The 12,231-nt window shown below is 34.4% G+C and carries 13 protein-coding genes and 1 pseudogene; 3 read left to right on the top strand and 11 right to left on the bottom strand.

What is annotated here, in order from left to right; genetic code table 11:
- Nucleotides 1-474: pseudogene (locus NBX25_RS22090) on the top strand (YncE family protein); the annotation flags it as partial.
- A 162-nt stretch (nt 475-636) separates the two neighbouring features.
- On the opposite strand, the gene NBX25_RS22085 reads toward NBX25_RS22090, so the two are convergent.
- The 11 genes from NBX25_RS22085 to gldB form a co-directional block, all read right to left on the bottom strand.
- The gene (locus NBX25_RS22085; RefSeq protein ID WP_250255436.1) at nt 637-2,058 is read right to left on the bottom strand and encodes a CCA tRNA nucleotidyltransferase; all 1,422 of its coding nucleotides are present in this window, start codon (nt 2,056-2,058) and stop codon (nt 637-639) included.
- Between the two features lie 37 nt (nt 2,059-2,095).
- A complete protein-coding gene (locus NBX25_RS22080) occupies nt 2,096-2,440 on the bottom strand; it encodes a nuclear transport factor 2 family protein (protein WP_123910580.1) in 345 nt (114 codons plus the stop codon).
- Nucleotides 2,441-2,548: 108 nt separating this feature from the next.
- The gene (locus NBX25_RS22075; RefSeq protein ID WP_123910581.1) at nt 2,549-3,097 is read right to left on the bottom strand and encodes an L-threonylcarbamoyladenylate synthase; all 549 of its coding nucleotides are present in this window, start codon (nt 3,095-3,097) and stop codon (nt 2,549-2,551) included.
- Nucleotides 3,098-3,413: 316 nt separating this feature from the next.
- Nucleotides 3,414-3,842, bottom strand: coding sequence for an IS200/IS605 family transposase (gene tnpA / locus NBX25_RS22070; RefSeq protein WP_123910582.1), 429 nt, complete (start codon nt 3,840-3,842; stop codon nt 3,414-3,416).
- Nucleotides 3,843-4,123: 281 nt separating this feature from the next.
- The gene (locus NBX25_RS22065) at nt 4,124-4,636 is read right to left on the bottom strand and encodes a DinB family protein (protein ID WP_123910583.1); all 513 of its coding nucleotides are present in this window, start codon (nt 4,634-4,636) and stop codon (nt 4,124-4,126) included.
- A 77-nt stretch (nt 4,637-4,713) separates the two neighbouring features.
- A complete protein-coding gene (locus NBX25_RS22060; protein WP_250255434.1) occupies nt 4,714-5,160 on the bottom strand; it encodes a GNAT family N-acetyltransferase in 447 nt (148 codons plus the stop codon).
- A gap of 69 nt (nt 5,161-5,229) precedes the next feature.
- Nucleotides 5,230-6,369, bottom strand: a complete 1,140-nt coding sequence (locus tag NBX25_RS22055; protein WP_123910585.1) for a cystathionine gamma-synthase — start codon at nt 6,367-6,369, stop codon at nt 5,230-5,232.
- Between the two features lie 115 nt (nt 6,370-6,484).
- Nucleotides 6,485-6,808, bottom strand: coding sequence for a gliding motility protein GldC (gldC, locus tag NBX25_RS22050; RefSeq protein WP_123857252.1), 324 nt, complete (start codon nt 6,806-6,808; stop codon nt 6,485-6,487).
- Between the two features lie 24 nt (nt 6,809-6,832).
- Complete coding sequence (locus tag NBX25_RS22045) at nt 6,833-9,034, bottom strand: thioredoxin-like domain-containing protein (RefSeq protein ID WP_250255433.1); 2,202 nt, start codon at nt 9,032-9,034, stop codon at nt 6,833-6,835.
- A 7-nt stretch (nt 9,035-9,041) separates the two neighbouring features.
- Entirely contained in the window at nt 9,042-9,944 is a 903-nt protein-coding gene (locus tag NBX25_RS22040; protein WP_123910587.1) for an ABC transporter ATP-binding protein, read from the bottom strand.
- A gap of 83 nt (nt 9,945-10,027) precedes the next feature.
- A complete protein-coding gene (gene gldB, locus NBX25_RS22035) occupies nt 10,028-11,014 on the bottom strand; it encodes a gliding motility lipoprotein GldB (RefSeq protein WP_250255431.1) in 987 nt (328 codons plus the stop codon).
- Nucleotides 11,015-11,060: 46 nt separating this feature from the next.
- On the opposite strand from gldB, the gene NBX25_RS22030 reads away from it, so the two are divergent.
- Both NBX25_RS22030 and NBX25_RS22025 read left to right on the top strand, forming a co-directional pair.
- On the top strand, nt 11,061-11,699 hold the full coding sequence (locus NBX25_RS22030) for a leucine-rich repeat domain-containing protein (protein ID WP_250255429.1): 639 nt from the start codon (nt 11,061-11,063) through the stop codon (nt 11,697-11,699).
- Between the two features lie 10 nt (nt 11,700-11,709).
- On the top strand, nt 11,710-12,231 hold the full coding sequence (locus NBX25_RS22025) for a GNAT family N-acetyltransferase (RefSeq protein ID WP_123910590.1): 522 nt from the start codon (nt 11,710-11,712) through the stop codon (nt 12,229-12,231).

Genomic DNA, 12,231 nt, shown 5'->3' with positions numbered 1-12,231 from the left:
ATTATTAATACAACAACCAATGAAATTCAGAAGACTTTTCCTGTAAACGGAAATATTAACAAGATTATTTCATATAATCAGAACGTTTATGCTATAGCAGCCGGAACTACAGATTCTTATATATATCAGATTTCAAATACAGGAGCTATTACAAAAACAACTACTTTAACAGGAATTACTGATGCTAAAAACCTGGAGATTTCAAATGATAAATTCTATTTCAGTTCAGGCAAAAGTGTTTATACTATGGATATGAAATTAGGAACTGTACCTACTTCACCATTGTTTACTGTAGCAGCTAGCTCTGAACAATATTCTGATCTATATGGATTCAGTGTGGTTAAAGATCTTATTTTTACCTCTGATGCAAACGGATTTACGAAGGATAGTAAAATTGTTGTTTACAATACATCTGGAGCTATTATTAAAACATTCTCTGCTGGTATAGCTTCCAATTCAGTATATTGGAACTAAAAATATAATACGCTTTGGCGTACTTAATATAATTTTTTATTTTTTCATCATTTGTGTTTTTTTCCGGGCGGGTTCTTTAGAACCCGCCCGGCTTTGGTATCTACTTTATTGAAGCACAAAAAAAGCTGGATGAAAATCCAGCTTTTTTTTATTGAGTAAAAATTAATTCATTTTTAATCCCAGCTTTTCAGCTTCGGCAATCACAAATTTTGTTGCATCTTCCTTTTCATTAGCAATTTCACCTTCAAGGATTGCTTCTTTAACTTTTTCCTTTAAAATACCGATTTCACGGCCCGGCTGAAGGTTAAACATTTCCATGATCTCTTCTCCGGTAATAGGAGGCTGAAAGTTTCTTACCTGATCTTTTTCCTCTACTTCTTTGATCTTTACTGCTACATATTCAAAATTTTTCTTGAATTTTTCCTGCTTTTTAGAGTTTTTAGTCGTGATGTCTGCTTTACAAAGAGTAAACAGTTCTTCAAGGTCTTCTCCGGCATCAAATAAAAGCCTTCTTAATGCAGAATCAGAAGCATCGTCCGTAATCAGGGCGATAGGTCTGGAAGAAAGCTTAACCATCTTCTGAACATATTTCATATCGCTTCCTAATGGCAGTTTTAATCTTTGGAAAAGAGTTTTTACCATCTTAGAACCTAAAAATTCATGCCCATGGAACGTCCATCCTGTACCTTCTACAAATTTTTTCGTAGGTGCTTTTCCTATATCGTGAAGTAATGCAGCCCAACGCAGCCAAAGGTTATCAGTATTCACAGAAATATTATCTACTACCTCAAGAGTGTGATAGAAGTTATCTTTGTGAGTCTGTCCTTCAACTTCTTCAACTCCTTTCAGTTCAATTAATTCAGGAATAATAAGCTTTAAAAGCCCTGTTTGCTCCATTAATTTTAATCCTACAGAAGGTTTTTCAGACACCATGATTTTATTGAATTCAACCATGATTCTTTCCATAGAAACAATCTTAATTCTTTCCGCTTCCTGCTTGATGGCTTCTAAAGAATTTTCTTCAATTGTGAAGCCTAAAGTTGAAGCAAAACGAACTGCTCTCATCATTCTCAAAGGATCATCAGAATACGTTTGAGCGGGTTCCAAAGGAGTTCTTAAAATCTCTTTTTCCAGATCTTCAATTCCATTGAACGGATCTATAAGTTCCCCAAAATTATCTTTATTCAAAGAAATAGCCATTGCATTGATGGTGAAATCTCTTCTTTTCTGATCATCTTCCAAAGTTCCACCTTCTACTTCCGGTTTTCGGCTGTTCTCCGTATAACTTTCCTTTCGGGCACCTACAAATTCCAGCTCAAGATCTTTATATTTGATCATAGCGGTTCCATAGGTTTTGAATACGGAAACCTTTAATTTAGGATCGATATCCTGAGCGACATTCTGTGCCAGTTCTATACCACTTTGTTCCGTCACAAAGTCTATATCAGTAGATGCTTTTCTCTTCATCAGAAGATCACGAACATATCCACCAACAATATATACAGACTGGTTATTCCTTTCTGCAGCCTCAGAAATTATTTTAAAAAGTTTTAAATTCTTATTTTGAGTAAGATTAATTTTCATCGTTTATAATAGCGTCAATTTCTACCAATGCTGCTCATTAATCATAATGAGCGTACATTTTATTTATTTTTCCTTCTTCATTAAAAAACATTACTTCTACAGCATGTTTATCCATGATAGACCTATAAAATAATGCTACAGAATTTACCCCTGCTGTGGAATGAATCAGATCAAAATGCAGATCCGGAAACTTATCCAGCGCCTTTCTCCAGTAATCACGAACGGCTTCTTTTCCATTTAAAGAACTTTCTTTTCCTCCGGTAGCCATAGCAATCATGGGGGTGGTAATCTCAATATCATCAGAATAGTGGGTGAGGATACTCTCTAAATCGTGAGAGTTCCAAGCATTTATCCACATTTGAGCGAATTCTTGATGATGCATAACATGTATTTTACGAGTTGGATTTTGCAAAGATAGAATTAAAAAAAAGAAATCCTGCCGATATGAACAGGCAAGACTCTAAAAAATAAACAGATTGATACAGAATTTTTATTCTCTAAGAACTTTTATCCTGTTATCACTCCATATTTTGATTACAGAAGATCCTGAGTATTTTGAAACTTTCTCTCTGTCTTCTTCTACAGCATAATCTACAAGACTGATGATTTCCGGAGAAATATCAGAGAATTTCAATGGACTTTTATCACCACTGAAATTAGCAGAAGTAGAAACCAAAGGCTTATTCAGCTTGGTGATTAGTTTTTTACAAAAATCATTCTTCACCAATCTGATTCCGATGCTGCCATCTTCCGCAAGCAATTCTTTAGGCAAGCCTCTGGGATTTTCATAAACGATGGTTACCGGTTTTTCGCTTAAGTCAATAATTTCCCAAGCCATTTCAGGGACATCCACCAAATCCTGAAGTCTTTTTTCTGATTCTACCAGAATAATCATAGACTTGTTTTTTTCACGTTTTTTGATGTCAAAAATTTTGTTGACAGCTTCTATATTGGTGGCATCACAACCAATTCCCCAAATGGTATCAGTAGGGTATAGAATCGTGCCGCCGGATTTTAATATTTCAATAATAGGTTCCATATTTTTATTACATTCAAAACAGTGGATAAAGGTAGAGAATATATGAATTTTGTACAAAAAATTGAGGATAAAAAGGATGGTGGCATTGGTATGTTTTTAGGTTTTGGCTAAAGCCAATGGATTTGGAATAAAATTAAAAGACGGGCTAAAGCCCGTCCCTATTGATGTTTTATGTATGTAGAATTGTAAATATGTTATTCATTATCTAGGAATGAAAATAAATCTCGATTATAGCGTTCAAAATTATCTTACGACATTGTATCAGATTCAATAGAAACGGGCTTTAACCCGTTTAATAATAAATAAAGCATTCAATTTACACATTAAAATTATATTTTTCAATAAATTCCCGATATTCCTCTGTGAAACTCTTTTTCTGATGATGCTTTTCCTGATTCTTAATATAATTCCTTACAACATCTAATTTAGTTTCGGAAACAGAAACAGCAAAGTATTCATCCTGCCAGGAAAATTTATCTTTGGTAAGTTGATGTTTATTGATCCAATAAGATGACTCTCCCTTCAATAATTGTACAATTTTTTCTATATTCTGATGGGATCCTAAGGAAACCAGGCAATGGCAATGATCTGAATATCCATTGATCATATCTAAGAAAATTCCTTTTTCTGTTGCATATTCTTTGATGTGCTTCCACACTTTTATTCTTAGATCGAATGTATTGAGATGGGGCGTTCTGTTTCTTGTTGAGAAAACAAGGTGAACATAAATTTTGATAAAGGGCATTTGTGTTGTTTTATCAAAAATAATGTTTTTTAAATTAAGTTTTGGCTAAAGCCAATGGATTTGGAATAAAATTAAAAGACGGGCTAAAGCCCGTACCTATTGATGTTTTATGTATGTAGAATTGTAAATATGTTATTTATTATCTAGGAATGAAAATAAATCTCGATTATAGCGTTCAAAATTATCTTACGACATTGTATCAGATTCAATAGAAACGGGCTTTAGCCCGTTTAACAATAAATAATACATTCAATTGGCTTTAGCCAAAACTTACTATTTCATCACATCCATCCCAATTTAGATAAATATCTCTCCTCAATAATATTCAGGTGGTGATAATTATGCCCAATAATCAGTTTCGCTATGGTCTCCACTGAGATTTCGTTACCATTGGCAATACCTGTATATTGTAAAGCTGCTGGATTCATCGTCTCCAATAGAATCTGAGTAGATTTCCTTACCAGTTTATATTCTTCCACTAAAGATTCTAATGATCTTTCACTGGCGAAGGACTGATCTGCGTATTCATTTTCATCAAATCCGGGAAGATTGTTTTTATCACCTCTGGCAAAAGCTAGTATTCTGTATTGAAAAACTCTTTCAGTATCGGATAAGTGAAGGAGTAATGCTTTCAATGTCCATTTACCTTCAGCGTAGGCAAATTTTGATTGTTCTTCAGTAAGATTAGAATAAATTCCTACTGTTTTGTCTTCTGATATTTTTAATTCAGCCAACCAATTCTCTGATGGAATCTGGTCTAAGTATCTTTGAATGTATTTTTGAAAATCTGTCATAGTTTTAGAATTTGACAATTTAGCAGTCTAACAATGTAGCAATCATTGGTAAACTGTTAAACTGATACATTGTTATATTATTTATTTATCCACTCGTAAAAATTGACGGAGTCATACAACTCAAAACCACAGGCAGGATACAATTGATTACCTACATCATTACTTTTTCCTGTTTCAAGTAAGATTCCACAGGCGTTTGAAGCTTTGCAGAGTTCTTTTGCTTTTTCAATAAGCTCTTTAGAGTAGCCTTTTCCTCTATGGTTAGCATTGACGTATAGATCATTCAGCAGCCAATAACGCTGCATTCTGGTGGAAGAAAATATAGGGTATAATTGTACAAAACCAGTAAGAGTTTTGTTTTCTTCTGCAACAAAAATTTCAGAGTCTTTATTTTCAATTCTTTCCTGAAGAAAATCTGAAGCAGCAGGAATATCGGATGATTTGTGATAGAATATTCTGTATTGATCGAACAATTCAGCTAATTGAGGTAAATCTGCAATGACTGCTTTTCTCGTATTTTTCATAGGTATTGGGTGATGGTAATAAAAATGAGAAAGATATTAAATCCTTCTCATTTTATTTATTTTAATGTCTTAAGAAAATGCTCTTTCCAGGTCTGCAATAAGATCATCTGCATCTTCAATACCAACGCTTAAACGTACCAGATCATCAGTGATTCCCAATTCTGCACGTTTTTCTGCCGGGATAGAAGCGTGAGTCATTAAAGCAGGATGGTTTGCTAAAGATTCCACACCTCCTAAAGATTCAGCTAATGTAAATACTTTTACTTTTTCAAGAAACTTGATGGCATCTTCTTTTTTACCGGATTTGAAAGTGAATGAAACCATTCCTCCAGATTCCTTCATTTGAGATTTTGCCAGCTCATATTGAGGGTGAGATTCTAATCCTGGATAAATTACTTTATCCACTGCCGGATGAGTTTCAAGATATTTTGCTACTGCAAGACCATTGTCAGAATGTCTTTGCATTCTTAATGCTAGTGTTTTGATTCCTCTTAAAACAAGGTAAGAATCGTGAGGACCTAAAATACCACCACTTGCAAATTGAATAAAGTGAAGTTTTTCACCCAATTCCGCATCTTTAGCAATAAGAGCACCAGCAATTACGTCAGAGTGTCCCCCTAAATATTTGGTAGCAGAGTGCATCACGATATCAGCTCCCAGGTCAATTGGTCTTTGAATATAAGGCGTTGCAAAAGTATTGTCTACAGCAACTAAGATATCTTTTCCTTTAGCAATGTCTACTACAGCTTTGATATCTACCAGTTTCATCAATGGGTTCGTTGGAGTTTCTACCCAGATTAGTTTGGTTTTATCTGTAATTACATCTGCAATTTTAGAAACATCATCAAAATTCACAAACGTGAACTTCAGCTGATATTTTTCAAAAAGTCTGGTAAACATTCTGTAGGTTCCTCCATAAAGATCATCTACCGCGATTACCTCATCACCAGGATTTAATAACTTCAAAACGCAGTCGATAGCAGCAAGACCGGAACCGAAAGCTAAGCCTCGTGCTCCATTTTCAATACTAGCTAAAGAATCTTCTAACGCCTGTCTTGTAGGGTTAGCTGCTCTTGAATATTCGTATCCTGAATGTACTCCAGGGCTTTTCTGTGCAAACGTAGAGGTTAAAAATACAGGAACGTTTACAGATCCCGTTGCAGACTCATGATGCTGCCCTCCGTGAATTACTTTGGTATTAAAATTCATATTTATATAATTTGATAATTTGAAAATGCGGTAATTTGAAAATTAAACTGATCTTGTTACAAATACCAGTCCTTTTATTTTCAAATTCTCAAATGACTTCATTTCCAAATTGTTTTTACTTTATAGCAGATTTCACTGCAAACTCTTCTGCAATTTCTTCCATCCACTGTGCTACATCCTCTTCACCAGTTGCTCTCTGATAAGTACTTCCTAAAGAAACTAAAATCTGGTGGATAAACATCTTCATTTGATCTACAGGCATTTCTTTTGTCCAAAGGTCAATTCTTAGCGCTTCCATTGCCTTATCGTCCCACACAGAGATCATGGTAGCTTTTGTTTCCTCCTTTTCAACACCTCCATCCTGGGCATTCCATGTAATATTTTCAGGGATGTGGTTTTCATCAAGCTCTACATCTATCGTAATCTGAGTTTTTCTCATATCAATCTAAAATTTTTGACAAAGTTAATACTTCTTAAGCTTATCCAAAATTTCTACGAAATTATCTTCATCAGGAAATGGAGAATTAAAGTTAAAAATTTTACCTTCCGGATCTATGATAATAAACCTGGGAATAGACTGTATTTTGTATTTATTCATAAATTGCTCTGCATTTAGCAGCCAAAACTGCGGAAGATTGGATGTTTTTGTTTTTAAATAATTGGTCCATTTCGATTGATTTTCATCGAGGCTGATAGAAATAAACTGAATATTATCATAATATCTGTATTGATGGCTTCTCGTTTCAAACACAGGTTTGATCTGTTTACATGGTCCGCACCAGGTTGCCCAGAAATCAATGACCACATATTTACCTTTATATTTAGAAAGTTTTTGAGTGATACCTTTATCAGTAAGAAGAGTAAGGTCGGGAAATACAGCTCCCTTCTGAGACCTGTTGATCCGGTCAAGTTTTGCATAAAGCTCTTGCTTGTAATCTGTATTGCTTACCTTGTTGATTTCAGCATTAAAAACCTTATTTCTTGTAAGGCTATCCGTTTGTAATTCTATAGTCTTAGCTAAATGTTTGGATAGTAGCTGGTCTTTTGAAATTCCTTTAGGCATCTGGTTGATTTTCACAAAAAGGATACTGTCAGGGTTGGAGATCTGATCTTTATCAGATAATAACTGATCCAGTTTATATTGAAGGTAATTATCATTTTTGCTTAACAGAGGGCTTGGTTTTTGAATGTTTTCATTTAATTCCTTAATGAAAGATGCAGGAGGAGCAAATTTTGAATCAGTCAATGAAGTCATTTTTCTATAATTATTGATCTCGTTTAGATATTCAATAGACATAAGTTCTCTTCTGTATCTTTTGTAGTCTTCAGAAAGTGCGTTGTTTTCGGGATCAGCAAATACATTAAGAATTCTTTTGTTTTCTTTCCAGTCAGATTCGGCTAAGTCATAGAATTTTGCAGGGTCATTGATGTAATTCTGTTTTTCCAATGCAGATTCAAACTCGTATCCAAAAGAACTTTCATTGTTGCTGTATACCTGATCTGCTTTTCTGTTAGACCGTAAAAAAGAGATCCGTTTTGTATTATTTAACTGGATATCAAAATCAAACCAATCACCACTTGACATAATGAAGTTTATTTTTTTATTCCCGATTTCAAGGATATATTCATCCAATGGAATAGGATGGGCTGCCGTCCAACTGAATATATTGTTTTTGACAGCTGCAGCTCCTATTTTTTTGTGAAAATCTTTAGAATAAATTCTCACAGAGTCTATTTTAATATCAGTTTCCAGTTTTCCTTTAATAGAAACTCCGGTTCCATCACTCTGATAAGGCTTTGGTTTCTGGAAAATGTAAAGCAATCCTGAACCAATGATTAACGCCACGGCAGAAATAAAAATCTGTTTTCTGTTTTTAAGAAAAGCATTTTTAAATCCTTTTTTACTGTACCAAAAATAGCCCAGACTAAGAAAAATAATCATCCAGAAAAGACTCATGTACTCAGAGTGGGAAATGAAACTGTTCAGCCCTTTTATTTCCGGAGCATTCCAAAAAGTGTATAGAGAACTATAAGGATTGAAGAAAAAAGACTGTTTCTGTACAAGAGAAGTAATATTAGACGCTACTCCCAATGAACCGATAAGAAATGACCAGATAAAGCCTTGAAATGCTATAGAAACACAAAGCTGAAGCGCTGCAATTCCTAAAATAGTCACCCAGATCCTGATAAAGGTTTTTATCATCCAGGCTACATCGAAAGTAAGCAGTTTCGCTGGATCAGGATGTACATAATAATCTATTAAAGCTAAAATAATATTAAATCCAAAATAAGAAGCAATACATAGAGTACAAAGGAATATCAGAATAATGTACTTTGAAAAATACAACTGAAGCCTGCTTAAAGGCTGCGTTTCCATCAGTTGCCATCCATTGTTTTTATGATCAGTCTGGGCAATCCTGTTGGAAGCGATAATCACAAATAAAAGTAATACGAAAAATGTGAAATATTTAATAGCTTCACCACCTATGGCTTTTTCAAATACAGAATAGTTCAGCATTTCATCTATTATGATGTTCTTTTTGAAAAATTCAGGAACAAAACCCAGCAGTGGGATCAATGCTCCCAAGATAAGAGCAATATAAGTGAGTCCTAACCCTTTTGTTTTTAGCCATTCTGTGCCGATGGCTGTTATTAATTTTTTCATCTGTGTTTTAGTTTTTTGTTATTTCCATAAACCAGTCTTCAAGACCTGCATTATTTCTGATCTCAAAGATCTCTGCATGATTCAAAACCAGCTTTTTGATAAGGGTAACAATATGTTCTTTAGATTCTGCAGTGATTTCTACAGTATTCTCATTGATGATTTTAGGAGAATATTGCTCCGGAATTTCATGGATAAACTGAGAGGCATTGTTGATTCCTATTCTGATATGATTGTATCGGTAGAGTTCATTAAGATCCTGTATGCTTCCTGTAAAGCGTATTTCACCATGGGAAATAATGGCAAGATGGGTAATCATTTTTTCTATTTCCTGAAGCAGATGACTGGAAATGAAGATGGTAACCCCTTCCTCCTTGTTGAGTTTCATTAAGAGTTCCCGTATTTCCAGCATTCCATTCGGATCAAGACCGTTTACAGGTTCATCCAGAATCAGCAAATCCGGTTTTCCAAGTAAAGTCATGGCAATAGAAAGTCTTTGTTTCATTCCCAGAGAATACTTTTTCATTTTCATTTTTCTGCTTTCCCAAAGGCCTACGAGATTCAAAACCCTTTCACATTCTGATTCAGGTAAGTCTCGAAGCCTGGAAATGATAATGAGGTTATCCCATCCGGAAAGATGGTCATAAAATGCAGCTGTATCTATCAGGCTCCCAATTTTTTGGAATCCTTCCGGATAGAGATCAGATAAATCCTTGTCAAAAATCCGGATGGTATGGTTGTCGTCAGGAATACTACCGATCAGCATTTTCATCGTTGTAGATTTTCCGGCACCATTGGCTCCCAGGAATCCAAAAATACTTCCTTTGGGGACCGAAAGATCAATGTTTTTCAGAATCAGCTGATGGGGAGTAAATCCATAATTTAGATTTCGAATACTAATTAAATTTTCCATATATACTGTGTTGATGAAAGGTGAAAAATAAAAAAAAGACTTTCTGTAGTTACAAAAAGTCTTATATAGGTATGAAATAACGGTTACTTTGTTACACGAGGCTTATAACCGGATTCGTTAAAAATTTGCGTAGCATCCATTTTCAGGAAGTCCGTCAGTTTTGTTTCAGGTTTCTCTTTAAGATAAGCTTTACAGATCTGCCATCCTGTAAAAATCCCGATTTGTGGGGAAGATTCGTTGTCTATTTCAGTATAGAACTTTGAGAATGGTCCCGGAGCAATAAAGCGCTCTCCCAACCTTGGATCATCTCCAAATAACAGGTTACTTTCTACAAAATAATTCCAGATATTGGCTTCATTGTATGTAGCCCATTCATATTGTTTCTTTGTATAATTCATTTTCAAATAATCAGGAAAATCAGGAAGAAAAGCATCCTGTAGAATCATCACTTTTCCATTAAGAATGACCTGATCTATGAATTTTTGATGATCCGGAGATTCTGTTACAATATTTTCAGCAAAAAGCTGAGAAACCTTAGGAACAATATTCTGTGGGTTCATCGATTTCTGAAAGTAAACCTCCAGTCCTTTGTAATGAGCATTACCATCACCCATAAAACCGGTAATATCTATGAATAGAAGATTTCCTTTTTCATCATAAAAGATAGGATCCTGAACCATTTGTAAGGCCGATGAAAACAGATATACTTTTGGGCTTTTAAACCTTGGGAAATAATGTTTGATGTGTGAAAATAAATCCTGAAGCTCTTTCTGTAATTTCGCTTGGTCTATTTTTCCAATGGCTTCCTTATAGATCTTAATTTCTTCTGCATCGGCTCTTCTTTTAGAGAAGTCAGCATCAGAAACAGTTCCCTGAAACCACGGAAACTGAGCTTTAAACTGGTCTAATGCAACATTAGGATTATAAAACGCTTTGGAAATGTCCGTCATTTCAATTTTTTCGGTGGTATCTTTTACCTCTATTTTCCATTGGTTTTCAGGTTCTTTTTTACAGGAATTCAATCCCACAACTAAAATAGAAGAAAAGGCAATGTATCTGAAAATCTTCATTATTTTTACATTAAGTTTACAAAAATAAGGATTAAATGGAGATTTCATGATGAAATTTAAAATATTTACAGCATTCATCGGTATTTTCGGATTTGCTTTTTTACAGGGACAGAAGCTTGAGTTTAAAGATAAAAATCTGGAAAAGGCAGTCATTGAAAATTTTGATCTGAATAAAGATGGAGTGATAAGTAACTTTGAAGCAGAAGCCGTTAATAACCTGTTCCTGTTCCAAAAAGGGATTACTTCCACAGATGATCTTCATTTCTTTAAAAATGTAAAAATGATTATGCTGGATGAAAATGCTATTTCTACGATTGTTCTGAAGGATATGGATAAACTGAATCTGTTTTCATGTACTGATTGCAAGGTAACGTCATTTAAAGCTGAAAACCTGGGAAATATTACGTCTTTATATATGGATAATAACCTTTTGGAAACTATTTCCCTGAAGGCAACACCAAAAATTGACCAATTAACATTATCTTTAAATCAGCTAAAAACAATTGATTTGTCTCAGCTTAAAAATTTAAGAAGACTGAATGTGGAACATAACAAGATTTCTAAAATTGATATTTCCGGAAATCCTGCTTTGCAGACTTTAAACGTAGGCGGAAATAAAATGAAAGAGGAAGACATCAAGAAAGGATTAAAAACAGAGGTTACCATTTTTGGAACGACTGACTAAAATTCATACTATGAAAATAGAAACCCAAAGACTTATTTTAAGAAAACTTGAAGAGGCTGACTTTGATCGGATGTTCCTTATGGATTCTGATCCTGAGGTGATGAAATATCTCGGAAAACCAGTGATAAATGTTGATGAATCAAAAGAAGCAATCAAAATGATTCAGAAACAATATGAAGAAAATGGAGTTGGCAGACTTGCCGTAATTGAAAAAGAAAGTGGTTTGATGATTGGATGGAGCGGCTTGAAATTATTGAAACAACCTATCAACGGACATGTGAATACATTGGATTTGGGCTATCGTTTTATTCCTGAATTCTGGGGCAAAGGTTATGCCATAGAAGCTGCACGAGCATCTCTGGAGTATGGTTTTAACGAGTTAGAAGCAGACGTTATTTATGCCTACGCAGATTCTGGAAATACAGGATCAAATTATATCTTAAAAAAGCTGGGCTTCAAGAATACAGAGGAATTTGAAGACTCAGGAGTTAAATGCTTTTGGTATGAATTGAAACGTGAACAATATTTTTAA

This window comes from Chryseobacterium sp. Marseille-Q3244, assembly GCF_940807095.1.
In the GTDB taxonomy this organism is placed as follows: domain Bacteria; phylum Bacteroidota; class Bacteroidia; order Flavobacteriales; family Weeksellaceae; genus Chryseobacterium.
This window is presented reverse-complemented; position numbering and strand designations above follow the sequence as displayed.

Coding starts and splice junctions, on each gene's coding strand:
- NBX25_RS22085 (WP_250255436.1), bottom strand. CDS start 2,058: ATGAAAATTAATCTTACTCAAAATAAGAATTTAAAACTTTTTAAAATA.
- NBX25_RS22080 (WP_123910580.1), bottom strand. CDS start 2,440: ATGCATCATCAAGAATTCGCTCAAATGTGGATAAATGCTTGGAACTCT.
- NBX25_RS22075 (WP_123910581.1), bottom strand. CDS start 3,097: ATGGAACCTATTATTGAAATATTAAAATCCGGCGGCACGATTCTATAC.
- tnpA (WP_123910582.1), bottom strand. CDS start 3,842: ATGCCCTTTATCAAAATTTATGTTCACCTTGTTTTCTCAACAAGAAAC.
- NBX25_RS22065 (WP_123910583.1), bottom strand. CDS start 4,636: ATGACAGATTTTCAAAAATACATTCAAAGATACTTAGACCAGATTCCA.
- NBX25_RS22060 (WP_250255434.1), bottom strand. CDS start 5,160: ATGAAAAATACGAGAAAAGCAGTCATTGCAGATTTACCTCAATTAGCT.
- NBX25_RS22055 (WP_123910585.1), bottom strand. CDS start 6,369: ATGAATTTTAATACCAAAGTAATTCACGGAGGGCAGCATCATGAGTCT.
- gldC (WP_123857252.1), bottom strand. CDS start 6,808: ATGAGAAAAACTCAGATTACGATAGATGTAGAGCTTGATGAAAACCAC.
- NBX25_RS22045 (WP_250255433.1), bottom strand. CDS start 9,034: ATGAAAAAATTAATAACAGCCATCGGCACAGAATGGCTAAAAACAAAA.
- NBX25_RS22040 (WP_123910587.1), bottom strand. CDS start 9,944: ATGGAAAATTTAATTAGTATTCGAAATCTAAATTATGGATTTACTCCC.
- gldB (WP_250255431.1), bottom strand. CDS start 11,014: ATGAAGATTTTCAGATACATTGCCTTTTCTTCTATTTTAGTTGTGGGA.
- NBX25_RS22030 (WP_250255429.1), top strand. CDS start 11,061: ATGATGAAATTTAAAATATTTACAGCATTCATCGGTATTTTCGGATTT.
- NBX25_RS22025 (WP_123910590.1), top strand. CDS start 11,710: ATGAAAATAGAAACCCAAAGACTTATTTTAAGAAAACTTGAAGAGGCT.